At 46.5% G+C, this 24,785-nt stretch carries 27 protein-coding genes; 18 read left to right on the top strand and 9 right to left on the bottom strand.

The genetic code is table 11. The annotated features are described in order from the left end of the window. Nucleotides 1-6: 6 nt before the first annotated feature. The gene (locus C9J03_RS22910) at nucleotides 7-2,376 is read right to left on the bottom strand and encodes a Lon protease family protein (RefSeq protein ID WP_044621279.1); all 2,370 of its coding nucleotides are present in this window, start codon (nucleotides 2,374-2,376) and stop codon (nucleotides 7-9) included. Nucleotides 2,377-2,626: 250 nt separating this feature from the next. On the opposite strand from C9J03_RS22910, the gene C9J03_RS22905 reads away from it, so the two are divergent. Beyond that, nucleotides 2,627-3,136, top strand: coding sequence for an RNA methyltransferase (locus tag C9J03_RS22905; RefSeq protein WP_044621280.1), 510 nt, complete (start codon nucleotides 2,627-2,629; stop codon nucleotides 3,134-3,136). A gap of 7 nt (nucleotides 3,137-3,143) precedes the next feature. On the opposite strand, the gene C9J03_RS22900 is transcribed toward C9J03_RS22905, so the two are convergent. Next, a complete protein-coding gene (locus C9J03_RS22900; RefSeq protein WP_044621281.1) occupies nucleotides 3,144-3,866 on the bottom strand; it encodes a hypothetical protein in 723 nt (240 codons plus the stop codon). 296 nt (nucleotides 3,867-4,162) lie between these two features. Beyond that, nucleotides 4,163-6,160, bottom strand: a complete 1,998-nt coding sequence (locus tag C9J03_RS22895) for a metallophosphoesterase family protein (RefSeq protein ID WP_082060484.1) — start codon at nucleotides 6,158-6,160, stop codon at nucleotides 4,163-4,165. 163 nt (nucleotides 6,161-6,323) lie between these two features. Here C9J03_RS22895 and C9J03_RS22890 point away from each other — a divergent pair, with 163 nt between their 5' ends. Next, entirely contained in the window at nucleotides 6,324-6,533 is a 210-nt protein-coding gene (locus C9J03_RS22890) for a hypothetical protein (protein ID WP_044621282.1), read from the top strand. A 254-nt stretch (nucleotides 6,534-6,787) separates the two neighbouring features. On the opposite strand, the gene C9J03_RS22885 is transcribed toward C9J03_RS22890, so the two are convergent. Then, the gene (locus tag C9J03_RS22885; protein WP_044621283.1) at nucleotides 6,788-7,546 is read right to left on the bottom strand and encodes a DeoR/GlpR family DNA-binding transcription regulator; all 759 of its coding nucleotides are present in this window, start codon (nucleotides 7,544-7,546) and stop codon (nucleotides 6,788-6,790) included. Between the two features lie 291 nt (nucleotides 7,547-7,837). On the opposite strand from C9J03_RS22885, the gene ltnD reads away from it, so the two are divergent. From ltnD to C9J03_RS22860, 5 genes are all read left to right on the top strand, one after another. Next, nucleotides 7,838-8,743 carry an L-threonate dehydrogenase gene (ltnD, locus tag C9J03_RS22880; RefSeq protein WP_044621284.1) on the top strand — a complete coding sequence of 302 codons (906 nt, stop codon included), beginning with the start codon at nucleotides 7,838-7,840 and terminating at the stop codon, nucleotides 8,741-8,743. Between the two features lie 2 nt (nucleotides 8,744-8,745). Next, nucleotides 8,746-10,005, top strand: a complete 1,260-nt coding sequence (gene otnK, locus C9J03_RS22875) for a 3-oxo-tetronate kinase (RefSeq protein ID WP_044621285.1) — start codon at nucleotides 8,746-8,748, stop codon at nucleotides 10,003-10,005. Further along, complete coding sequence (gene otnC / locus C9J03_RS22870; RefSeq protein ID WP_044621286.1) at nucleotides 9,998-10,630, top strand: 3-oxo-tetronate 4-phosphate decarboxylase; 633 nt, start codon at nucleotides 9,998-10,000, stop codon at nucleotides 10,628-10,630. The genes otnK and otnC overlap by 8 nt, the downstream gene beginning before the upstream one ends. Beyond that, on the top strand, nucleotides 10,630-11,406 hold the full coding sequence (gene otnI / locus C9J03_RS22865; protein WP_044621287.1) for a 2-oxo-tetronate isomerase: 777 nt from the start codon (nucleotides 10,630-10,632) through the stop codon (nucleotides 11,404-11,406). The genes otnC and otnI overlap by 1 nt, the downstream gene beginning before the upstream one ends. A gap of 136 nt (nucleotides 11,407-11,542) precedes the next feature. Continuing rightward, nucleotides 11,543-12,994 (top strand): GntP family permease, encoded by a 1,452-nt coding sequence (locus C9J03_RS22860; protein WP_044621288.1) that lies wholly within the window; start codon nucleotides 11,543-11,545, stop codon nucleotides 12,992-12,994. An 83-nt stretch (nucleotides 12,995-13,077) separates the two neighbouring features. On the opposite strand, the gene C9J03_RS22855 is transcribed toward C9J03_RS22860, so the two are convergent. From C9J03_RS22855 to C9J03_RS22845, 3 genes are all read right to left on the bottom strand, one after another. Then, the gene (locus C9J03_RS22855) at nucleotides 13,078-13,758 is read right to left on the bottom strand and encodes a hypothetical protein (protein ID WP_044621289.1); all 681 of its coding nucleotides are present in this window, start codon (nucleotides 13,756-13,758) and stop codon (nucleotides 13,078-13,080) included. 269 nt (nucleotides 13,759-14,027) lie between these two features. Then, on the bottom strand, nucleotides 14,028-14,438 hold the full coding sequence (locus C9J03_RS22850; RefSeq protein ID WP_052261004.1) for a VPA0510 family protein: 411 nt from the start codon (nucleotides 14,436-14,438) through the stop codon (nucleotides 14,028-14,030). Nucleotides 14,439-14,681: 243 nt separating this feature from the next. Beyond that, nucleotides 14,682-15,533: a GNAT family N-acetyltransferase gene (locus tag C9J03_RS22845; protein WP_044621290.1), complete on the bottom strand. Its 852-nt coding sequence runs from the start codon at nucleotides 15,531-15,533 to the stop codon at nucleotides 14,682-14,684. A 280-nt stretch (nucleotides 15,534-15,813) separates the two neighbouring features. On the opposite strand from C9J03_RS22845, the gene C9J03_RS22840 reads away from it, so the two are divergent. From C9J03_RS22840 to C9J03_RS22810, 7 genes are all read left to right on the top strand, one after another. Then, a complete protein-coding gene (locus tag C9J03_RS22840; RefSeq protein WP_044621291.1) occupies nucleotides 15,814-16,104 on the top strand; it encodes a putative quinol monooxygenase in 291 nt (96 codons plus the stop codon). Nucleotides 16,105-16,262: 158 nt separating this feature from the next. Further along, a complete protein-coding gene (locus C9J03_RS22835) occupies nucleotides 16,263-16,802 on the top strand; it encodes a peroxiredoxin family protein (protein WP_044621292.1) in 540 nt (179 codons plus the stop codon). A gap of 362 nt (nucleotides 16,803-17,164) precedes the next feature. After that, a complete protein-coding gene (locus tag C9J03_RS22830) occupies nucleotides 17,165-18,457 on the top strand; it encodes a polysaccharide deacetylase family protein (RefSeq protein WP_044621293.1) in 1,293 nt (430 codons plus the stop codon). A 169-nt stretch (nucleotides 18,458-18,626) separates the two neighbouring features. After that, on the top strand, nucleotides 18,627-19,361 hold the full coding sequence (locus C9J03_RS22825) for an HAD family hydrolase (protein ID WP_052829633.1): 735 nt from the start codon (nucleotides 18,627-18,629) through the stop codon (nucleotides 19,359-19,361). A gap of 183 nt (nucleotides 19,362-19,544) precedes the next feature. Continuing rightward, nucleotides 19,545-20,084, top strand: a complete 540-nt coding sequence (locus C9J03_RS22820; protein WP_044621294.1) for a cytochrome b — start codon at nucleotides 19,545-19,547, stop codon at nucleotides 20,082-20,084. Next, nucleotides 20,081-20,650: a YceI family protein gene (locus tag C9J03_RS22815; RefSeq protein ID WP_044621295.1), complete on the top strand. Its 570-nt coding sequence runs from the start codon at nucleotides 20,081-20,083 to the stop codon at nucleotides 20,648-20,650. Before C9J03_RS22820 ends, C9J03_RS22815 begins: the two co-directional genes overlap by 4 nt. A 178-nt stretch (nucleotides 20,651-20,828) precedes the next feature. Beyond that, nucleotides 20,829-21,572: a DUF2076 domain-containing protein gene (locus C9J03_RS22810; RefSeq protein ID WP_044621296.1), complete on the top strand. Its 744-nt coding sequence runs from the start codon at nucleotides 20,829-20,831 to the stop codon at nucleotides 21,570-21,572. Between the two features lie 41 nt (nucleotides 21,573-21,613). Here the strand turns inward: C9J03_RS22810 and C9J03_RS22805 are convergent, their stop codons facing one another. Next, a complete protein-coding gene (locus tag C9J03_RS22805; RefSeq protein WP_044621297.1) occupies nucleotides 21,614-22,057 on the bottom strand; it encodes an Lrp/AsnC family transcriptional regulator in 444 nt (147 codons plus the stop codon). A gap of 132 nt (nucleotides 22,058-22,189) precedes the next feature. Between C9J03_RS22805 and C9J03_RS22800 the strand changes: the two genes are divergently transcribed. Further along, entirely contained in the window at nucleotides 22,190-22,777 is a 588-nt protein-coding gene (locus C9J03_RS22800) for a LysE family translocator (RefSeq protein WP_044621936.1), read from the top strand. Nucleotides 22,778-23,219: 442 nt separating this feature from the next. Here C9J03_RS22800 and C9J03_RS22795 read toward each other — a convergent pair whose 3' ends face one another. Next, a complete protein-coding gene (locus tag C9J03_RS22795) occupies nucleotides 23,220-23,471 on the bottom strand; it encodes a LuxR C-terminal-related transcriptional regulator (RefSeq protein ID WP_052829634.1) in 252 nt (83 codons plus the stop codon). Nucleotides 23,472-23,546: 75 nt separating this feature from the next. On the opposite strand from C9J03_RS22795, the gene C9J03_RS26795 reads away from it, so the two are divergent. The 3 genes from C9J03_RS26795 to C9J03_RS22785 are packed head-to-tail and all read left to right on the top strand — an operon-like array spanning nucleotide 23,547 to nucleotide 24,649. After that, nucleotides 23,547-23,705, top strand: coding sequence for a hypothetical protein (locus C9J03_RS26795; RefSeq protein WP_156149927.1), 159 nt, complete (start codon nucleotides 23,547-23,549; stop codon nucleotides 23,703-23,705). A 54-nt stretch (nucleotides 23,706-23,759) separates the two neighbouring features. After that, nucleotides 23,760-24,158, top strand: coding sequence for a cytochrome c3 family protein (locus C9J03_RS22790; protein WP_044621299.1), 399 nt, complete (start codon nucleotides 23,760-23,762; stop codon nucleotides 24,156-24,158). A gap of 8 nt (nucleotides 24,159-24,166) precedes the next feature. Beyond that, a complete protein-coding gene (locus tag C9J03_RS22785) occupies nucleotides 24,167-24,649 on the top strand; it encodes a cytochrome c3 family protein (protein WP_052829635.1) in 483 nt (160 codons plus the stop codon). Nucleotides 24,650-24,785 lie beyond the last annotated feature (136 nt).

Genomic DNA, 24,785 nt, shown 5'->3' with positions numbered 1-24,785 from the left:
GTTAGACTAGCGGAGTGCGTTAAGCTTCAATTGTGCTTGGCCTAGCACACTGTCGACCGGATAGATTCCATCCAAGCCAGCTTGGCCTGCAACCTGCCCGATCAGGATCTCAATCGCCTCCGTCACATGGCTTATCGCCCAGATATTGAATTCACCCTTGTCGACAGCGTCAACAATATCCTTTCTCAGCATCAGGTTATGCACATTAGACTGAGGGATGATCACCCCTTGGCCTGGCGTACGACCTTTGATTGCACAGACATCAAAGAAGCCTTCGATTTTCTCGTTAACGCCACCAATCGGCTGGGCGGCACCAAACTGGTTCATCGAACCGGTAATGGCGACATCCTGCCTGATTGGCATTTGGGAGAAGGCAGAAACAATGGCACACAGCTCAGCCATCGACGCACTATCCCCATCGACACCACCGTAAGATTGCTCAAAAGTCAGGTGGGTCGTCAGCGGGATCCGCTTGTTGCGGCCAAACACCGATGCGAGATAGGCCGATAGGATCATCACGCCTTTGGAGTGGATCCGGCCGCCAAGATCGACACTGCGTTCAATATCAAAAACGCCACCCTCACCGTAGGACGTCGTTGCGGTAATACGGTTCGGTGAGCCGAACTGGTAATCTGATGTTGAAATGACCGACAAGCCATTCACCTGCCCTATCACTTCGCCGACGGTATCAATCAGGGTTGTACCGTTGGTAAAGGTTTGCATAACGTGATCTTTAAGCCTGCTGACCCGCAATTCCTGGTTACTCAATGCAAGCTCAACATGATTGGCCCTGATCATCGTGGCATTGGACGATTTAGCAACATAATTAGACTCACGCAGCAGATTGGCAATATCCGCAGAGTGCAAAGACAGCTTGTTCTGATCATCGGCCTGACGAGAACTATATTCGACGATCCGGCCAATCGCCTTACGATCACAGTGAAGCATCTTATTGTCGTTAACGATACTGGAAATGAACTTGGCATATTGTGCTTCCGACTCATCGGTGCGGTTCATCTCATCCTCAAAATCAGCCGTGACACGGAACAGCTCACTGAACTCAGGATCATAATGCTGCAGAAGCTGGTATGTCTGATAATCACCAAACAAGATGAGCTTCACGGTCAGTGGAATGGGTTCCGGATCCAGCGAAATCGTCCCCGACAGCGTCACTTCTTTTTCCAGTGAACTCACACTTAATTTACGAGAACGCAATGCGCGTTTGAGCCCATCCCATACATAAGGGCGCTCCAACACTTTCACCGCATCCATCAACAAAACACCACCATTGGCTCGGTGCAAGCTGCCCGGGCGGATCAGCGAAAAGTCGGTAAATACCGTGCCTTTGTAGGTCGCGTTTTCAACATAGCCAAAGATAGAGTGGTAATTCGGGCTTTCCTCGACCACGATTGGAAACTTAGAGCCGTCCTGACTCACCAGCACATTAACCTGGTAGCGGCGAGGCATTTTTTTATCAAGCGCGGCATATGCCAAGGCAACCTGCTCTTCACTTTCTTCCAAGAAAATATCCAGGTTTTCCAGAATATCAGCCTGCATCGCTTTCAAATAGGCGATAACCTCTGGCAACGGTTTATATTCTTCTTTCAGGGTCTTGATAAAATGCGACACGACATCGAGCGCGACTTCTTCATTGAGCTTCTGGATCTTGTCGGAAAACTCTTCTTCCAATTCAGTCAGTTGACGAACAATATCCCGCAGCTGGCGTTCCAGCTCATTGATGGTGTTTTCAAAAGCGGCTTGCTCTTTTTCCGTAAGCTTGGCAAACGTTTCTTCGGTGTGTGGCTCTTCGCCGTTGAGGGCAACAAGCTGATACTCCCCCGTCGTTGTTACCGACAAACTGACACTGTGCTCTTTAGCCTCCTTAGTGAGCGTCAACAGCGCGCTTTCTTGCTTATCCGTCAGCTGATTTTTCAGTTTTTCCGAGCGGCTATAATACATTTCATTATCAAAAGCCAGAGGCAGAGCTTTAACCAAGCGGGTCATCAGCTTTTCAATATCTTTTTTAAAAGCATGACCACTGCCAGCAGGTAGTTTTAGAACCTTGGGGCTACGAGTTTCATCAAAGTTGGCGACGTAACACCAGTCGTATAGAGGATTACCATTTCCGTTAGGATCGTGGCGATTGAGGTAGCGCAACACCATAGTGCGCTTGCCAAGGCCGTTACGGCCAATAGCATAGATGTTGTACCCCTTCTCCTTGATAGACATGGCAAATTCAACGGCCTTCTGGGCACGCTCTTGCCCGACAATCTCATCAAGCGGGGTGAGATTCTTGGTCGACTTACAACCTTCAGGCAAGCCATTTAGTTCTGAGGCGCGATACAGTTTATCACTGCTAAGCGTTTGAATAGTCATATGGCTCCCTCCATAAACAATCAGTTACATCCAGTGTAGACAGTTAATTATTATAATTTAGTGATTTAACCAACGTTTACTGCTGCTGAGCCAGCTCAAAAGGTATCGTTTGCTGTATTTATGTACAAAACCCACACCAATAAGAGGTTTTTACACAATTTCAGTGTCAGCTTATAGTATGTCCACCTACCCCTTGCCCCACCTCTCTGCTACTATGCCGCGCTTGAAACAAGCTCTGCGGAAATCATCAATGAAAAACAACCGAGTCAGTATTGGACTAAGTAACCCTAAAAGCCCTACCAATGTTGGGGCGGTAATGCGGGCAGCGGGCTGCTATCGTGTCGATTCTGTGAAGTATACGGGTAACCGCTACGGTTATGCGGCTAAATTCCATACGGACACCAAAGACATTACAGATAAAATCCCACTGACCAACGTAGAATCGCTACTTGATGATTTACCTGCCGATACCAAAATTGTTTGTGTCGAACTTGCAGAAGGCGCGACAGCCCTACCAGCGTTCGAGCATCCTGAAAATGCTTTGTATGTCTTTGGCCCCGAAGACGGCACAATTGCCCAGGAGGTTGTTGACCAAGCCGATGCTGTTGTCTACGTTCCTACCGTCGGCTGTATGAACCTAGCCGCAACGGTCAACGTACTGCTTTATGATCGGTTAGCAAAAGCGGAAAATGTAATTATGGGTGATGAGCTTATCCGACAGAGTCGAGATAACCGAAATAGGCTAATTGTCAAAAAATAAGGCCATGTTACTGGCCTAATTTCTCCAATATCTTTCTTACGTTCGCTGCATTGTTTTCATAAGCAGCGAGCGTCTGTATGACGGTCAAACAATCTTCCGTCAAGTTTGATTGGTTATTTTCGATAGCAGTGGCAAAGACCGATTGAGGAAAATCATCCCCAATCCCCTTAGGTTCAACGTACACCACCTTTGACTCTTGATAATCCCGATGGTACTTCAAGCATGGCCAACTGATCATTTCGACCGCAGCTTTAGCAATGCCACATTGCCATTCTTCACGAACCTCTTCAGGCGTTTGTTCGAAATGTATACCTTCCTCACTCCCTATATCTAACCATCGCTGTACAGATGCCAGATAATGCTGATGATCATAATCCTGGATCAGCTCAACAATCGAAGATGATGAATACGAGAAACAAACACTCATAAAGTACAGCTCTGACAATGACACCTCTTCAAGGCAAGACAATACTCTGTTGTATGCTTGTTCATGAAGCACAGCTTCGACACGCTCTCTTTGCTTTTCTTCATGCTTACGTATTTCTTTCAAGGATTGCACTCTGGCTTTTCCGTTATCAATGAGTTGCTGCGCTTGCTGCAACAGCTCTATTTCAGCCGGAGAATACAGCTCAATGAAGTCGACCAATATTACATTTTTGATGATATTGGACGCTGTAGTCGCTTTTGCCTGCTTACTTTTCAACACGCTGCTATTTGCCAAATCAAGCATGATAACCCCCTAATAGTCGAAGATAGATACCTAAAGCACCGACAAGGTTGAAAACGGTTAATTCAGTTATTGGAAAGGGTGAGTAAAACGTTTGTAGGGAAAAGTAAATGTAGAAACGGACATGGCGTTATTTACTACAAGTATAGGAAAGAGTCATACAAAGTTAGCAACTTAAGCTCAATTTATGCGCCTTGTCTAACAACCTGGAAGAATTATTGGTGTAAATGCTGGACACATAAGCCGCTAGGTTTACCCAGCGGCTCTGACTCATTGTTCTTTCGTATTATCTAGGGGAGTTATTGCTTAACAAGGGCAATTTCCAAGTCACGCTCAGCAATCATCCACCAGCGATTACCATATTGACTATCGTAGCCCACAACCGGTTGGCCAGCACAAGTTGCATCACGGACAGGCTCATTAACCAAGTAGTACCCATCCCATGGCACATCAACCACACAGTTTTCTGTGACCAACGGCTTCCAGACACCGTTAACTTGCTCTCCGAGTACCAGATCTTTAGCATTCAAACCAGCATCCGCAGTGAACTGTACGCCATATTTATCAGCGACAATGTCCTCGACATTCCAGTCTTGGGTCGCTGTTAAAGGTAGTCGAGTATGTGGCCTTTTTGACGTACCGTCTGGCTGCGAGCCTGGCAAACCTGACTCTACTCGAATGTTCTTTTCACCACCAAAAGCATTTTGGTAGACACCACCGTGATTCTGCAAACCACTGACGATCAAAATATCAGAGCGAGTCTCGTTGGTTTTTGGCATCCAGCTCAACGTTACATGTTTCTTCATATCAATTGTCGTGGCAGGAACAGTCACAGAGCCCTTCTCAGCACCAGTTTGATCATGTTCAGGAATACCTGCTACTACACGTTCACTACTGTTTAAGTTCGGGTCCCATGATTTGTTTTGCGTGAACAAGAACTGATAAGTCAGGCGCATCATGTCATTCATGGTCTCTGCACGTGTCAGACCTGCGTTGTAGCCCATTGTACGTTCTGTTGTATCAACCCGGTTGAAGGTTTCATTTACACCACCGACCAAACGCGCCGAAGAACCATCATAGCCCAGACAATCGTTGGTTTTGTATTCAACAATATGATTGAGTACTGGACGCTGCCCCTCAGGAATCGAGTTCGGGTAAATAAGCGCTTCACAACGATCCAACGTACGACTGAAGGTATCCATCAATGTCCAGTTCGGCTCTTCAAGTTCCTTCATGCCATCTTCATTACGGGTAATAGTATGAGGGGCATAGTAAGCATGATAATCAACACGGTTACCATCAAAACTCAAAATCGCCGCGTTGGCATCATAATGGTTTGAGTCATACTCAGGTTTCAACGTGGCCATTTTGTGCTGAATAACATCCTGGATCAGCTCACGCTCACCATAGCGATATTCATATCCTTTATACGAGGCGTTACCACTTACAATCTGGGTGTATGAAGGCATACGGTAGTTCCCACCACTAGGTGTAGAAGCTAAAGTGTCGACATTGCTGCGACCGCCAGGGTCATTCGAACCGTATACACGTGCATGGATTTGAGAACGCTGATACATATGCTCGTGACCCTGTACCCAAATCACGTCATACTTTGCAAATAGTTCACGAATATCCTTGTGGATATCAAACAGGCGATTGTCATCTTTGACACCTTGAACAATTTGCTCACGGGTTTGGCCATATTTTGCGCCAACAAGTCCATCGTGGCTAGCGATCACTACATGGTCAAACTTACCTTTATTTTCTGCAAGAATCTCTTCAATCCAGCTAAACGCAATCGGCAAATTATAATAGGCTAAACCTATCATCAAGACATTGTCGCGAATGATGTAATAGTTAAGCCACTCTGCTGAAGGCATATGTACAGCATCTTCTGGGATGAAGTGACGCATATTATCAATCCACTCTACGGTATAAGCCCAGCTCGTTTCGTGGTTACCCATCACTGGCAGAAACTCCATACCCGCTTCGCGATATTTATCCGCTACCGACCGCCACTGTTCCCATTCTTTGGTAGAACCATTATCTGTCAGGTCTCCAACAGGAATTACTACATTAACCCCTTCAGCATGGTGCTTGGCAAGAACCGCTTCCATCGGGTGAATCGCAACATTCCAACCACCACCTTGTGTATCAGGGAGAAGCCCGACTTTTAAATATGCATCCGGTTTTGGTGAGGTTTTACCAGAATCCTCAGAAGAAGAGCTATTACAACCAGCCAAGGTTGCAATAATTGACATTGCAATAAAAGAACGCTTCCATGTATTATTTTGCATGATTACCACTACTGTTATTATTGAGGGAAATAAAACGCGGATAATTTACGTGAAATATATTACATTTTTATTTTTTACTCCTGTAATTATTACAAGGTGATTTAAATAAAAATGTAATCTTTCACCATTATTCTATTTAATATTTCCTCTCATACTAAAGAACATGAAATCTGCAACCACTCTATTTATTTTGCAATTTTTTGCTTTAATCAGCACCAGTGTTATTGCAAAAGAAAGCAATGCCGTTCACCGTCGCCTACTTGCTCCTGAAGAAATGATGTTTGAGCTAAATGAAGAAGCAACTTGCCTTGCTGCCGCTAATTACCTTATAAATGATAGATATAATTTACACCTTTCCAACTACCAGTCTTGATTGCTGAATTTAAGGTGCCGAAGAAGGCTGCTGAGTCAATTATAAATCGGACCAATAGTGAATATATATTTTTTGCCGACCGTGCCAAGAAACGCTATACCGAAATTGATCATCATGTACTGCTGACGTCGGCCTATACGCATCGATGTTTATTCATGAATGGATTTGAAGCACAGCGACCATTTATAGAAGCCAGTAAGGATAGTTGATTTAAGGGTTGCATCCCTCATGCGTATTCGGGATGCAACCATAGCTTAGACAACTTCGACCGTTATTCCCCGCTCATTGAGATCTTCAATGCAACTGCTAGGGAATTCGCTATCAGTGATCACTTTGTCAAAGCATTCCATATCTATAGCATGGAAAGTTGCTACCTTACCGTATTTGGAAGAATCGCTCACCAAATAGCTTTGTCGCGAGGAAGCAATAATCGCCTTCTTCACCAACACTTTCTCTTCGCTTGGGGTCGAGATGCCACGCTGATTCCATGACGATGTCGAAACAAACGCCAAATCAATATTCATCTCCCGCAATATATGGGTTGCTTGCTGCCCGACACAGGACTGGTTTCCTTTGTCCACCTTGCCACCAGTATGGTAGATACTGCACTCGGAATGGTTCATCAAATAGCAGGCGATGGCGAAATCGTTGGTGATCACCAAGAGATCGTCCCTGTGATTTAGCTGATGGGCGATTTCCAGTGTTGTGGTTCCTGCATCCAGATACACTGTTGTATTCGGCTTAATCAGCTGCGCCGCATAGAACCCAATATCGGCCTTTTCATTTCGGTGCTGGTTAATTTTCACATCATGTGAGAGTTCGGTGTGAATAGTTTCGGTCAGTTGAACCCCACCCGATACCGACATAACGCGCCCGTCCGACTCTAGCTTGGCGATATCACGTCGGATCGTCATATGAGATACATCAAGCTGATGAGTCAATTCACTGATGCTGATGACTTCCTGATTACCCAACAAAGTCAGGATCGTTCGTTGTCGTTCTGCCGGAATCATAATGCTTCTTCTGTATAGTTATCTTGCAAGCATCTTAACACCTCACACCCCTTGTGTGAATATATGTGAGCATTTGGTAAGGCATTATTTGATTATTCTTTCATTTTTCAGCCTATTACCCTTTATCTGTTATTTCTCACCTTCACGAAGTCAGATATTCACACCAAAAATTCACACTTTTTATCACACCCACTGTTAAAAAGTGTGAAGCCACGCCTTCACCTTTCGAAAAAAGCAGCATAGAATCACAAACAAGAACAGAACTTCACAAAAGTTAACATGGAGAGGCAAATGGAAAGTCAACAATTACAATCAGTTGCCGTAATTGGTCTAGGCTCGATGGGCATGGGCGCTGCTAAATCTTGTATCCGTGCCGGTCTTGATACGTATGGTATCGACCTTAGCACCGACGCACTAAAAGAACTCGAACAAGCCGGTGCAAAAGGTGTTTCACACAACTGTGCTGACTTCGCCCAGGTACTCGACGCGGTCTTGCTGCTGGTCGTGAATGCCCGTCAAGCCAAAGCCGTACTGTTTGACAATCAACTTGCCACACAGCTGAGACCCGGCACTGCCGTTATGGTGTCTGCGACTATCTCAGCCGAAGATGCAAAAAGCATTGAAGCCAGTCTGAAAGAACATCAACTTATCATGCTTGATGCCCCGGTTTCTGGTGGCGCGGCAAAAGCCAACCTAGGTGAAATGACCATCATGGCGTCGGGCTCAGAACAAGCCTTTACCAAGCTTAAGCCCGTACTCGATGCAACCGCAGGTAAAGTTTACAACATTGGTACCGAAATCGGCATGGGTGCAACTGTCAAGATCATCCACCAGCTGCTTGCAGGCGTTCACATCGCGGCAGGGGCTGAAGCCATGGCGCTCGCTGCCCGTGCCAATATCCCTCTGGATTTAATGTACGACGTGGTAACCAATGCCGCGGGAAATTCATGGATGTTTGAAAACCGCATGAAGCATGTTGTTGATGGCGACTACACCCCAACGTCAATGGTCGATATCTTCGTGAAGGATCTCAACCTTGTCTCTGATACTGCCAAAGATCTGAAATTCCCACTTCCACTTGCCTCCACCGCGCTGAACATGTTCACCAGCGCCAGCAATGCAGGTTTTGGTCAGGAAGACGACAGTGCTGTCATCAAGATTTTCGATGGCATCGAACTGCCTAAGAAGGAGCAATAATTATGCTACTAGGAGTTATCGCCGACGATTTTACCGGCGCAACGGACATTGCCGGCTTTCTGGTTGAAAATGGTATGCGCACCATTCAGTTAAATGGTGTGCCAAAAACCACTCTAGATATCGATGCCGATGCGGTCGTGATCAGTTTGAAGTCACGCTCTTGCCCAGTTGATGAGGCCATTGATACCTCTGTTTCCGCTCTCAACTGGCTACGACAGCAAGGCTGCCAGCAGTTCTACTTCAAATACTGCTCGACCTTCGACAGCACTCGCGAGGGCAACATTGGGCCTGTCACCGATGCACTGCTCAATGCCCTGGGAGAGGACTTCACGATTGTATGCCCTGCTCTACCGGTCAACGGGCGTACTGTGTTCAATGGCCACCTATTTGTGATGGGCGAACTACTCTCCGACTCAGGCATGCGAAATCACCCGGTCACCCCGATGACAGATTCAAGCTTGGTACGCCTGATGGATAACCAGTCAAGTGGCACCACCGGCCTGGTGAACTACCAGACTATCGAACAAGGTGCCCAAGCAGTTGCTGAGCGCTTCGCAGCCCTCGCCCGAGAAGGTCATCGTTACACGGTTCTCGACGCATTCAACCAGTCCCATCTGGAGACACTAGGTGAAGCGGTGAAATCACTCAAGCTGGTCACAGGTGGTTCAGGCTTGGCTTCGGGTATTGCCAAAAACTGGACGGAGCATTTAAGCGACCAGTCATCGGCAAAACAGGCTGGCAAGCCGCAGCAAGCCAAAACCGTGGTGCTGTCGGGTTCATGCTCAATCATGACCAACCAGCAAGTTGCCAACTACGCCCAAAAAGCGCCACACCTGGCTCTGGATGTAAAAGCGTGCCTTGAGCAACAAGATTACTGTGAGTCTGTCTTCCAGTGGGTACTAGAAAATCTTGAAGCTGACTTTGCTCCTATGGTTTACGCCACTGCTGAGCCGGAAGTATTAAAGGCCATCCAAGCACAATACGGCGCTCAGGCATCCAGCCATGCCGTTGAGCAGTTCTTCAGCCAGCTAGCCCACCAGCTAAAAGAGAATGGCGTGCAGAACTTCATTGTAGCCGGCGGCGAGACATCCGGGGTTGTAACCCAAAGCCTAGGGGTAAAAGGTTTCCATATCGGCCCTCAAATCGCCCCAGGCGTGCCTTGGGTAAAGGCGATCGACAGCAAGCTGTCACTGGCGCTGAAATCAGGCAACTTTGGTGACGTTAACTTCTTCGAAACGGCACAAGGGTTCTACCATGACTGAACAACAACTCAGAGAGCAGATGGTAACGCTTGCTCGCTCGATGTTCGAGCGCGGTTACGCCACCGGTGGCGCGGGTAACCTCTCTCTCAAACTGCCGAACGGGCACTTTCTGGCAACACCGACCGGCTCTTCATTTGGCCGACTGGATGCGGATCGTTTATCGGTAGTTGATATTGACGGCAACCACATTTCAGGTGACCGCCCATCGAAGGAAGTGGCATTCCACTTGGCGATTTACCGTAACAACAGTGCATGCAATGCCATTGTCCATTTGCACTCGACTTACCTAACGGCGCTGTCTTGCTTGCAAGGGCTGGACACCGACAACGCCATTAAACCATTCACACCCTATTTCGTAATGCGTATCGGCAAGCTGCCAGTGATTCCGTATCTACGTCCAGGCGATCCGCGCATAGCTGAAGAGCTGGCCAAGCGAGCAGCTGACTACCGGGCCTTCTTACTGGCTAACCACGGTCCGGTTGTCACCGGTAGTAACCTGACTGATGCTGTCGACAATGCCGAAGAGCTGGAAGAAACCGCGAAACTCGCATTAATGCTGGATGGGAAGTCAATTCGATACCTTAGCGAAGAAGAAATCACAGACCTACAAGGGAGAGGCAAATAATGGCTAAATTCGCTGCAAATCTCACCATGCTTTTTACCGAAGTGCCGTTTATCGAGCGTTTCGAACAAGCCCACCAAGCCGGTTTCAAGGCAGTGGAATACCTTTTCCCTTACGCCTATGACGCAGAAGTACTCGCAGGCAAGCTGAAGAAATATGGCTTCGAACAGGCGCTGTTCAATATGCCGCCGGGCAACTGGGATGCTGGCGAGCGAGGTTTTGCAGCCATCCCGGGACGTGAAGAAGAGTTCCGTGCCAGCGTCGATACAGCTCTGAACTATGCCCTTTCCCTTGGTTGTAAAAAAGTCCATGCCATGTCGGGTATTGTCGATAACGCCTTCAGCTATCAACAACACGTAGACACATTTATCAGCAACATTCGCTTTGCCGCAGATGTATTTGCCGAGCACGGTATTGAGCTGATGATTGAACCTTTGAACAACCGTGATGTACCGGGCTATTTCATATCGCACCAGCGTGAAGCAGTAGAGCTGATAAAACAGGTTGAACGCCCGAACGTCAAGCTACAGCTCGACCTGTACCACGCCCAAATTATGGATGGTGACCTCACAGTATTGATCCGTGACCTGGCGGAGTACACCGGCCATATCCAAATTGCCTCGGTACCGAATCGCCACGAGCCAAGCGAAGGCGAACTGAACTACCCGCACCTATTCAATGTGCTGGACGAGTCGGGCTATAGCGGCTGGATCGGCTGTGAATATAACCCGAAAGCAACCACAGTCGAAGGGCTCGGTTGGCTAAAACCATACTTATAAATATGAAGTTTCACCTTTTGTAGAAAGGCTGAGTAACACAGTTTGCGGCACCTGCTAGCTAAGGTGCCCCATTTAGAACTTTGATAAACGACGTGAAATAGAACCTGCGCAGCAGGCAATTAAAAGGAATGAAGAAATGGATGGAGCAATTTTAGGCATTATTGTTGGTATTACCGCAATGATGGTCATGATCATCAAGACCCGTATCCCTGTCGCACTGGCAATGGTGCTCTCATGCTTGATCATGGGCCTATTTGCTGGCATGGCACCGACAGAACTGGTTAACGCAATTAAATCAGGCTTTGGCGGCGTTCTAGGCGGAATCGGCCTAATCATCGCTTTTGGTGTCATCATGGGGGCATGTTTCGAGAAATCAGGTGCAGCTGTGAGAATGGCAAAAACCTTCGTCAAGATCTGCGGTAAAGGGCGTGAAGATCTCGCGCTAGGCTTTACCGGCGTACTTGTGGCGATCCCTGTTTTCTGTGACTCAGCTTATGTACTGCTACACTCGCTGGTCCGAGCTATCTCGCGCAATACAGGTAAATCTGCCGTAGGCTTGGGGGTAACACTGGCGCTGGGTCTACTTATCACCCACGCACTGGTACCACCAACGCCTGGGCCTGTCGCTGTTTCGGGTATCCTTGGTGTTGACCTAGGTGTGTACATGATGTGGGGTTTGGCTGTATCTATCCCTATGATGGTGCTATCGCTTATCTATATCCGCAAAGTGGGCCAGCAATACTACCGCGTACCGAACGGTGAAAACTGGATCACTAGCGAAGCTGATTGGGCAAACCTAGAAAACGTAAAAGAAACCAAAGACGAGGATCTACCAAGTAACTTCCTATCGTTTGGCCCTATCCTTGTTCCAATCGCGCTAATTTTGGCAAACACAATGATTGGCGAAGGCACTAGCTTCTTCCATACGTTCCTTCAGCTAGTGGGTAACCCGGTTGTTGCTGTAGGTATCGGTGTTCTAATGGCACTGTATGGCCTTACAACACAGATTGACCGCAAAGAAATGATTGGCTCCATGGATGATGCCCTATCAACAACCGGCCTAATCCTAGTCGTAACAGGTTGTGGTGGCGCAATGGGAGCTGTACTAAAAGCTTCTGGCGCTGGTCCGCAGGTTGCTGAAGTGATTGCAAGCAGTGGCATCCCACCGCTACTTGTTCCACTGGCTATCGCTTCGATGCTGCGCCTGATTCAAGGCTCTGCAACGGCGTCAATGATGGTCGCTGCGACAATGACCTTACCGCTAGTAGAAACACTAGGCCTCGATCCTGTCTTCGTCGCGCTGGCATGTGCCGTTGGCCCTGTTGGTTTCTCACACCTCAACGACTCTTACTTCCATATCATCAGCCGCACTCTGGGTATCACTGAGCTATCAGATCAGCTGAAAATTTGGAGCCTGACTTCGACTATTGCTTGGGCAATCGGTGCGAGCATCATCATGACGCTGAACTTGTTCTTTGGTAAGGGTGGAACGCTAATCGACCCGATCATTCCGCTGGCTGTACTGGGTGCTATCGTGGCCTGGATGAAAACACGCAAACTGGATGCGCCGAAAGAAGTGGCTGCGTAATAAAGCAACTGAATAAAAAACCTCAGTAACGAATAAAGCCCACTGATGAAGTGGGCTTTAATTTGTACCGTTATAGTGGCAGATTAATGGACCACCCCAATCAACCCGATATCACTGCGGGTTACAATGCCTTTCTCATCAACCTCAAACACAACACCAGCCTCAGTTTCAAACGACAGCAGCTTTTCCGTCAGCGTTAGCTTTCCCACTGAAAGAGATGAATATGAGTTTTCATCAATTTTCACATCGTTGTGAAAATACGATTTTTTCCGTGATGTGTTCATCACTGTATCGCCATACTTCACATCTATTTGGAAATCGCCAATACTCGTATCAATCGCTAAATAATTATCGTCCTTAGCGCAGGCCCTCATCGTTTCCACCACAAAAATAACATCTTTTTGCAATGCCGGGCTGTAGTACTCGTAATCTTCTTTTACGTAACAACCATCTGGCTTTGTTTTCGCCATAGCAAACAGGTTTTCTAATTCAGAATACGGGATAAAACTATTGTTTATTTGCTCCTGCCCTAACGCCAGAATAAGCTGCTCTCTGAAATCAACCATATCTTTATTGTTCATCTCCGCTTTTAAAAGCAAATACTGAACATCTAGTGGGTCTTTTGTCGCCTTTTCACTAAGTACCTGTATAAGCTCGCTCTTCTTCAAATCAACAGGGATCACTGAAGATGGCTCATCTTCAACAGAACTTGCACACCCATATAGAAACATCGATACGATAGCCAGTAATGCTAATTTTTTCATCTTTACACCAAGCGGTTAAATTAAAGTGCCCATGAATAAAAAACAACGTTCAATATCCAAGCAAAAAAGAATTATTTATCTTTCTGCTCCCCTAAATCGGCAAACACACTGATTTGGTTCTAGAGGATTGATGGGCAGTTTTATGCTTCAACATGAGGACTATAACAGATGGAAAACAAAAAGTTGTCATCTAGCTCCAAAAATTATGAACACCGTTTAAAATTCATGCAAAAATTAAGGAGCCCTATCTTACGGAGCTCCTTGCCATGTTATCTTGGTTTATCAACATACTCATAGTTATCACCACGACGTTTATAGTAGTGGTTATCGATAATGGCGTATGTTGCACCGGCAATGACCGCAAAGGTGGCAATCTCAGGTAGTCGACTACGGTGATAATACCGATGGCGTGGTGGCTTATGAACAACAACTACCTTTTTCTTTGGCGGCCTTGGCTTTACCACGACCACGTGGTGTTTATGGTGCTTGTGTTTGTAGTGTTTATGTTTGTGGTGCTTGTGATGATGACCATGCTTATGGCCCTTAGCCTCTGCAACACTTGGAACTGTTAGGCCCACAGACATAACAGCCATGGCCATTACACCTACCGCTAGGCTTTTTTTCCAAGACTTCACAGCCTTTGCCGATTGTTTTGATTCCGCTCTAAATTGTAATTTCATGGTTTTACTCCACTCTTTTATGGCGCTAGATTACCCCCCACAACGAAAAACAATGTTCGATTTCTGTAAAATTACGTCAAGCGGACCGTCAAAAACCATGAAGATATTAATGGCATTATTCAAGTGATTGAATTATTGGTAAGCAATGAAAAACTCTCTTACATTTCAACTAGGTTTATTGCTCTAACCAATAGGCAGATTAACTGCTGTTTCATATCCTAATCACCACAAAGCGTGACAGCGTCACCCCAATTCAAACGTTGTGACGCCAAAAGTACGATTAACCGATATCGCAGGAATGTCTCCCGTATACATACGCGCGGTCGTAAATACGGGCTCCATATTATACTTCTCGGCCAGTGCCACACCCGGCAGGTTTACTTCTGGCACATCAAGATAGATGTTGTCAGTTGCTGATGCATGCGCTTTCAACGCAAGAAACAACTCTTCTGCCAGCAAAACATCTTCGGCGAACAATGGGCCGATTTTGAAGCCATTTCGACAAGGCCTGATAACTCCGTAACCCACTAGCTTTCCGGCCTGTTTAATGCCCAGTGCAGTGGAGCCTGTCTGCCCTATCCAGGCTTGCAAAAAGCATTGTCTATCGGCAGGGAAAAAAGCATGGTCATAGTCCAGCACTTCACTAAGTGGCAATTCACAGAGATCGACCAACCCAATTCCTTCTGGCTCTTCGCCGCCACCGAAACCCTCAAAGCGGATGTTGCCATAAGCGAGTTTAAAGCCAGACTGCTTATAATTGGCCTGCTGTTCAACAACCCCATCCAGGCCAACATTACATCCAGCCAGATACTGCAAACCGGCCTGCCACAACTCGAAGCCATAACCCCGGCCTCGATACTCTGGTTTGACGATATAAAAGCCCAAAAAGCCATAGCTGTCATCGTACTTCACCACAGAGATCGATGAAATCGGCTCCTCGCCCAGATACCCCACCAAAAAACCATTGGGATCAGCAGCGTAAAACGATTCAATGTCATAAAGCCCTGGATTCCAACCTTCAGCCGCGGCCCAGTCAACCGCCTGTGCTAAATCCTGCTTGGTCATTACCCGGATACTATATTTTTTTTCAATCATTGCAGCCCCTTGTTTATCCCGCTGGGTTCTCACCTCGATATGCTAATGGTAGATGATTTCTGGACTTGAGCTGCTCACCAAACCGCTCCAGTGCAATATTGCTCGCAATTATTAGCAATACAGCGACACCCTACATTTATTTTCAAACGCTAGTTGAAAATAATTCAAATCAACGCCTGTTTTTCAAAAGCCCAACGACAACTAATATTCAGTCAATCAACACAGCAGTGAAAACCGTTTGGAAATAATGACAGGCACACACTCTACTAAGAGAAACCTCATGACTAAGCTAACCATCGTTGCCAACATCATTGCGAAAGCAGACAAGATTGAACTAGTCAAATCAGAGCTATTGAAGCTAATTGATATTACTCGAGCAGAAGAAGGTTGCATTAACTACGACCTTCACCAAGACAATGAAAATCCGACACATTTCCTGTTCTTTGAAAACTGGACATCCCGCGAGCTATGGCAGAAACACATGGGTAACAAGCACCTTGCCGATTACATGGCAGCGACTGAAGGTAGTGTGGAGCAATTTACGCTAAATGAAATGACTCAAATCGCTTAATTCACTTCCTCCTTTTTGTATTACCCCAAACCGGTTATATGCCGGTGATGGGGTTTGGGGTTGCAGGTTACCAAAAGTTAACTGCTTGAAGATCGAGATTGCCGTGTCCACAATGAGCATTGTAACCAACCAACACACCTGTACCAATGGAGTGAAACATGGACTATTCTGTGAAACTCAAGGCGGGTAACGATTTTCCTACCCTCACCGCACCAACGCTCGATGGCTCTGAAGTAAAACTGGGGGTTCCGCAAGGCGAAGCGACCTGGCAAGCTGTTTTTGTTTACCGAGGGAGGCACTGCCCGCTCTGTACCCAGTACCTCAATGATCTAGAAAATTACAAACAAGCCTTTGCTGATGCTGGTGTCGATATCCTTGCTGTCTCGGCTGATTCCAAACAGCAGCTTGAAGCTCACTTAGAAAAACTCAATATCTCCTTCCCAATTGCCTACGGGCTGACCGAACAACAAATGAAAACACTCGGAGTCTACATTTCAATCCCTCGCTCCGAGCAAGAGACGGATCATAATTTTGCCGAACCTGGCTTATTTATTGTGAACGAGCTTGGAAAATTGCATGTCGTCGATATTTCTAATAATCCATTTGTCCGCCCAGAACTGGGGGCTTTGACCCGCGGTCTGGCATGGATCAGGAACCCCGATAACCACTACCCAATTCGCGGTACATTGGATTATTAATCAAGCCGCATAGAAAATCGGTTCTAGTAGATAATGCCAGCAATCCGATCACAGTTGCTGGCATATACAAACAATATGCCCATTGATTTAATAATGACAAGATTAGCTTTTCACTGTTGCCAAGAAGCTGCAAACAGCATTGCAAAACAAGTCAAAACTTCACGAAATTAGCCATTTATCACTTACAGTAATCCCCAATATGACCCGAAGAAACAATAACGGGCTCTTCCACTTTTCTTATTTACCACTAACGTTTTAAAGCTCTTTTAACTTTTTAATTGCAAAGAAAAAAGGACTTTATTTTGTTGCGACCCATATTCAATACACTCACCAAACCAGCACTCATTGGTCTTGTTTCCTCAATGACCATACCGTTTGCAAATGCTTACCAGGATGATGGTTTACATCCACCTTCAACTCACTCCCCCATTGCTACCGAATTGACCCCGATGTTTATTAGCCTAGGCTTTGATGACAACACCGAAGAAGAGGGGCTATCTTGGATACTGGAATTATTGAGTAACAATCAAAACCCTAAAGGGTTAGATCGCTATGCCCTGCAGCCATTGAAAGCCAGCTTTTTTATGCACTGCGGTCCAGCGATAGATAATGAAAAAATTCAAGTCTTATGGCGTCAGTTAGGCGAAAGTGGGCATGAAATTGGCAATCATACGCTTACCCATCCGGATGACAAAGTTAACTACAACCCCCTACTTTCTTGGATGACCGCCGAGCAATGGCAAGAAGAAGTCAATGCATGTAATGCATTCCTAACTCTCCCTGTTGCTGAGGGGGGCATTGGCGTTGGTCAGATCTCAGGGTTTCGCGCCCCCTTCATGACATACAATGACAACACACTGATGGCCTTAGTTAATACTGGTATCCGTTACGATGTCAGCTTTCCCGCAGGTATTACGCCAGAACAAAATGGGACCAACAATTACTGGCCGCATACACTTGAAAAAGGCAGCCCTTCACATACGTTTGCAGTCAACGGAGGATGGAAGCCAGCAATCAACCAGTACCCAGGTTTATGGGAAGTACCTCTTCATAGCTTAATCATCCCACCCGATGACACTATGGAAAAGTACGGTATCAATTACTCGCTGCGCGATAAAATTGCCAGTCGAGTAGGATATTTTGACCCGGTAGCCGGCAAGGGCGATAACTTCGATTGGAACCTCTATTTTACTCCGGACTGGGGAGCGGCGGGCCTGAATGAAAACGACGTTGTCGCCATCTATAAATACAATTTGGATCTGAGGCTGGCGGGCAACCGCGCCCCACTGTCGCTCGGCCTTCATTCTGCCTTCTATGGCCTGCTGAATGGTGAGGAGCACTTCGGCATGCCTGAAACCACTGTGTCTAGCAGGCAGAATGTTCTAAAGCGGTTTATCGATTATGCTCTCAGCAAGCCTGAGGTGCGATTCATTACCCATAATCAGCTAATTGACTGGATGAAGGATCCAGAGCATTTAACACTATGCCCTGAGAGTGAGTGGAAACCCCACCAGGTTTACGAAAAAGGCGAGACCGCTTTTTTCCAGGAACAGATGTGGCGGGCCCGGTGGTGGACGCAACTCGAAATGCCTGGCAATACAGACAATTCATCTTGGCAGCTGATTGAAAGCTGCACACCAAATTCAGTTCAGTAAACGAAAACACCTTCCCGTATGGTTACCCATACGGGAAGGCCATCAGACAATGCAAAAAAAAATACACAGATGTGCAAACTGTTTGTCACTCTTCCTTCATAGTCTCTATCGAAACTGGGCAAATGCCAGTAACAATGGCTTTAGCAAATAACAATGATAGGAACGAAGTTTGAAAACCCATCCCCCTGCAAATTATCAGCTTACAAACAACTATAGTGTAAGCAACAACAAGCCCTACCTTGCTATTTTCGATCTTGACGAAACCTTGATTGCTGCCGACTCAGCCAGTCTATGGAGTGCCTATCTTGTTAGCAAAGGCATTGCTCCCGCTTCGCTGCTCTTGGAAGAAAAAGCAATGATGGAAGCCTATGCCAAAGGCCAGATGGATATGGATGCTTATATGCAGACAACGCTAAAACCAATGGTAGGCATGGATGAAATCACCATTGATATGCTGGTCAATGAGTTCATTGAACAGCATATCAAACCCGCACTATACCAAGATGCGGTTAATAGAATCACATGGCACAAGCGTCGTGGCGATACTGTTTTGGTGATCTCTGCTACTGGAGAGCACCTCGTTAAGCCTATTGCTAACCTGCTAGGTGCCGACGATGCCATTGCAATAAACCTTGAACATATCGATGGTAAATTCACCGGCAAGACGACAGGTATACTCAGCTATCAATACGGAAAGGTAATCAGGATGAAAGCTTGGCTCGAGCAGCAAGATACCGCCTTCAAAGGCAGTTATGGTTACAGTGACTCTATCAACGATCTGCCCCTTCTTGATGCGGTTGACCGACCATTCGCTGTTAATCCAGACCCTGCATTGGCGCTGCATGCCCAGATGAACGAATGGACTATCATGGATTGGCGCCACGACAACAATATTCTGCGCTAGCCCCTCCCTATAAAAGCCATTTTCCTTTCAAGGTCGATGGCTTTCGCTCTCCTCTCATAACCGTTTTTATTTTACTTCAGCAATGTCATTCAAATTATTCGATGCTGTTGTTCAATTCTCAGTACTTATGTTCCCAACAGCGGTGTCTACAATATCCTTAATAGAATTATCTGGTAGAGAAACATGGACAAGGATAAGAAAACATACGATGGCGTCTCCATCTTTATTCACTGGATGACCGCCGTGGCCGTGATTGGATTATTTGCGGTGGGGTTATGGATGGTAGATCTCAATTACTATTCACAATGGTATAAACCCGTACCTCACTGGCATAAGTCAGTGGGAATTTGCCTTGCCTTGCTAACAATCTTCCGGTTGCTCTGGAAAGGGATTGCCCAGCAACCGCCTATTGAAGGGGCGGCATGGGAAGTAGCCGCAGCCAAATTAGCGCATAGCCTGATCTATATCTTATTAATCGGCATCTTTGTTTCTGGCTACCTGATTTCAACTGCCGACGGTCGTGGCATTGAAGTCTTCAATTGGTTCACCGTACCTTCATTGGGGGAGCTATTCCCTAACCAAGCTGATATTGCAGGAGAGGTGCACTACTACCTCGCCTTCACCTTAATCGGACTCGCGAGCTTGCATGCCCTTGCGGCGCTCAAGCACCACTTTATAAATAAAGACAACACCCTTAAAAAAATGCTGGGAGTAAATAAATGAAAAAGCACATCATCGCCATGGGACTAATGGCAGCTGCATCAGTGTCAGGTATTGCGCAAGCGGCTGATTATGCCATTGATACAAAAGGTGCCCATGCCTCTATTAACTTCAAAGTAGAGCACTTGGGCTATAGCTTCATCAAAGGCCGTTTTAATACTTTTGACGGAACGTTTAGCTACGATCCGCAAAACTTGTCAGCATCTAAAGTACAAGTGAACGTGGATACCACCAGCCTTGACAGTAACCATGCGGAGCGTGATAAGCACCTGCGCAGTGCCGATTTTATTGATGCGGGTAAATACTCCACAGCAACATTTACTTCGACAAAAGTAGAACCCAAAGGCAATGGCGAGATGACCATTTTTGGTGAGCTAAGCCTGCACGGCCAAACTAAACCTATTGCCATTGATGCCAAGTTCATTGGTGAAGGTGAAGACCCATGGGGTGGCTATCGCGCAGGTTTCACTGGCACAACCCGTATTGATTTCAAAGATTTTGGCATTCAGGTGATGGGCTCTTCCAGTTACGCTGATATCGAACTGCATGTTGAAGGTATTCGCCAGTAACATAGCAAAAGTCAATTCATTGCAAAATCCGGCTAAATGCCGGATTTTTTGTATACATATCAACCACCCAACAACAAAATTTACCTACCGTTACAGATTGAAACAGGAACCATGAGCTAGGATGAGGGTCATAAAAAAACAAAGCATAATAACGTGCTACTCAATGAGAAGGTAAATCATGACGCCGCAAGAAAAAGAGCTGATTCAGAACGTTGCCAATAAACTGAAACAGAGCCCAAACAAAGCAAAAGATTCTGAAGCCGAAAGCTTGATCAACAACGAGATTGGTGGCCAAGATGATGCGCTTTATAAACTGACCCAAGCCGTTCTTGTGCAAGAAATGGCTTTGAAAGAGCTCAAGCAAAAGAACGAATACCTAGAGCAATGTGTTGAGCACCACAAGTCAGAAGCGAACCGTGGCGCATTGAGCAAGATGATGGGTGGCAGCCGCCCTGCCCCGCAGCCACCACAGCCGACCCACCAGCCAAGTGCCTTCGGTAGTTTCATGCAAACGGCCGCCAGTGTTGCCGTCGGTATGGTAGCCGGTAACATGATCAGCAATATGTTGTTCAACAACGATGACCCAGCCGCTGAGGCAATGGCAAGTGAGGCTCCAGCAGAAGATGTTCCGGCTAATGACGCATTGGCAAGTTCTGGCACAGAAGAAAGCTCTGGTGGCTTCTTGGATGATTCCTCAAGCTTTGCATCAGAATATACTGACAACACTGGTGGCTTTGGTACTGATGGGCTAGGTGGCGATAGTGAAGGCTTCGGCGATGCCGGTTTCGGAGACGCAGGCTTTGACAGTGATGGCTTTGAAAATACGGGCTTCGACGACACATTGGCCAACAATGGCTTTGCCAGCGATGAAAGCTTCTTTGGCGGTGATGATGGCGGCTTTGACTTCGGCGGCGACGAATAACCTCTTTCCGATTCTAAAGGGCACTCACCGTGCCCTTTTACTTAGCCCCTGTCATCTTTCGGCGTGTCCATCACCACCATGGTGGTAATGGAATTCACTTGCGGCATCTCACCCAACACATCGGCATGAAAGCGCTTGTAGGCACTCAAATCGGTTGTTTCAACCCTTAGCAAATACTCGCTGGCGCCCGTAATGTTATGGCACTCCACAACTTGCTTGGCCAAGCAAATCTGTGACTCAAAATTCAATTGCGACTGTTTGCTGTGATTCGATAGACCTACGCTCACATAGGCAATGAACCCTACCCCCATCTTGGAGTGATTCAAGATTGCCTTATACCCTGAAATGATCTTCTGCCTCTCGAGCTCTTGCACCCGCCGAAGCGTTGCCGACGGAGACAATCCGACCCTCTGTGACAGCTCGACATTGGTTAATCGGCCATCGCGCTGCAACTCTTGCAATATTTTCTCGTCAAACTTATCCATTGCGCAATATCATTGTGAAAAATTAAAAAAATGGACAAACAAAGGCACATAATTTACGTCCAACCTGATTATCATACCAAAACAACCAAGAAATTGGCCATCTCTGGCTATGAGCAGCAAACGGACAGACTTATGGATTACCAACACCTCGCCGCCCTCGTGACATTCGCATTTGTATCCACCATAACCCCGGGCCCCAATAATATTATGCTAATGACTTCAGGTGCGAACGTCGGCTTTCTCAGAACCATCCCTCACATGCTGGGAATTATATTCGGGTTTAGCTTCATGGTTATTCTGGTCGGCATCGGACTGGTAGGCATATTCCAACGCTATCCGTTGTTACAGCAAGCCTTGCAGGTTATCAGTGTATGCTACCTTCTATACTTGGCTTTTGTGATTGCCAGAAGCCAACCAAGCCACTCTCAGGGCTCTGACTACCGACCAATGTCATTCTTTTCAGCCGCGAGTTTCCAATGGGTCAACCCTAAAGGATGGACAATGGCACTCACAACCGTCAGCGTTTATAACTCCACCTCTGATTGGTATGGTATCGCGATCATTTCTGCGGTGTTTGCTGTGGTCAACATTCCATCGGTAAGCATATGGACGTTTGCCGGAAAGCAATTACAGCAGCTTATTCAGCAACCGACTAAAATTAAGTGGTTTAATTACGCCATGGCGGGATTATTATTAGCCTCATTAATTCAGGCTTTGTAGCAAGCACAAAAAAAGCCTCCAGAATGGAGGCTTTCAAGACTTATTTCTTCGCTTTTGCATTATCTAGAATTTCTTTAATACGCTTGTTTGATACACGTTTAGCCATAACAATAACTCCATTTAAAATTACATACCACGGTCTAAAATATCGCCCCAGAACAGCAGTTAATGTTTCTGATTCATGGACTTAAATCCAATATACCCAAGTTGTTACTCATTTAAATACCCCTGACACCCTATCAGGCAGTAATAACCACCCACCCTAAAGTTGATTAGACCACCCAGAGTGAATAAAAACGGATAAACCATCAGGTTCAGGCCGGATAACAAACAATAAAACCACACCCGCGGTTAATAACAAAACATGAGACAATATGGAATTATGTGATGTTAGTCTCAAGCCCAGTCCATAATTTCACGCTAAATCCCATTTTCTACGAGTTTATCCGCTGAGTAATGCCAGTATTCTTTGGCCGTCAAACGCAAGCTGGATACCTGACGCCACACCCATCTTCTTAAACAAGTTATGAAGATGGATCTCGACGGTACGAAGTGAAATACACAGTTCATCCGCAATCACTTTGCTGGCCTTTCCTTGCATGATCAGGGGGACAAGGTCCCTCTCCCTGTCTGTCAGTGAAGCAACCCTCGCACCCAAATCCGCATTTGCCTGCTTTGACGAGGAAAGACTCATTGCAAGATCCTGTGCCTGAGCAACCGCGCTGCACAACTCTTCACCATTGACAGGCTTCTGCAATAAGCCGTCGATGTGGTGACCGGTGAGCCGATTGAAGGAGCCTTTGTATGCGGCGAAGCATCAGCCGGAACCTATGGCTATATCCGCCTGACCGCTTGTTTCACGATCGACTGCGGTACATTCGGTATGGTTGCTGGTGAAAATGCTGCAAAAGCAACACCTTGGGTATAAATAATATGAAGGGCGGCAGCCACCGCCCTTTCATTCAGACATGAAATCTTGCTTATGAAAAACGTATTGCTTGCTTTATTGACGCTATTGCTCACGTCAACAGCGCTAGGGGTGTACGCCAACGACGAGCCTGACTGGACCGCATTGGCTGATGAATACACATTGAAGCCACATCATAAAGCGCTCAAATTTGAATGTGTTATGTGCCATCAAGGCAATAATCCTGATGAGTTCGAGCCACTGGAAACGGAAACCTGTCTGTCATGCCACGGTAGTGCGCAAAAAGTGGCGGAGCGACTTCAGTTCATGGATAAGAACCACACCAACCCACATAACTCTTTCCATGATGGGTACTCCCTGGATTGCTATGAATGCCACGCAGAGCATGAGCCCTCCACCAACTTATGTTCGGATTGCCACAAAACCACATCCTGGATGGGTAAGGTGCCATAGGAGCTTTTATGAAAAAGAAATGGTTTATCGCACTCCTGCTCGTTATCGGAGGAGTAGTCGGTACAGGTGCAAGCCTGATTACAGCAGAAGTCACACACAGCACCGCGGGAGCTGAGTTCTGCGGCTCCTGTCATTCCATGGAGCCTATGGCAAAAACCTATGAGCTTGATGTGCATGGGGGCCAAAACGACCATGGCTTTGTTGCTCAATGTGTCGATTGCCACCTCCCCCAAGACTCGGTATTTGGCTATATGCTAGACAAGACCAAGCACGGTATTAATGATGTCTTTGTCGAAAACTTTACCAATACCGATAACATAGACTGGATAGCTCGCCGTGATGAAAGAGAACGTTTTGTATTTGACAGTGGCTGCCTTAACTGCCACCAAAAGCTGCTGGACAAAAACGATGCCAATAACCCGAAATCACTACAAACTCATGCACACTACAAAGCCCAATTGGAACAGGGAGATGTGTGTCATGTCACGTAACCGTGGGCCCTGGAGGATCCCCACAAAATTCACGCATGATAATTGCTCCTTGCCATCATAATTAACTCTTGTTGTGCCCAGCGTAATGTTGAATTTGTAATGTGATATTCCAGCCGTCGAAAGACTTCTTTTCCTA

Source organism: Photobacterium gaetbulicola, assembly GCF_003025515.1.
Classification (GTDB): domain Bacteria; phylum Pseudomonadota; class Gammaproteobacteria; order Enterobacterales; family Vibrionaceae; genus Photobacterium; species Photobacterium gaetbulicola.
This window is presented reverse-complemented; position numbering and strand designations above follow the sequence as displayed.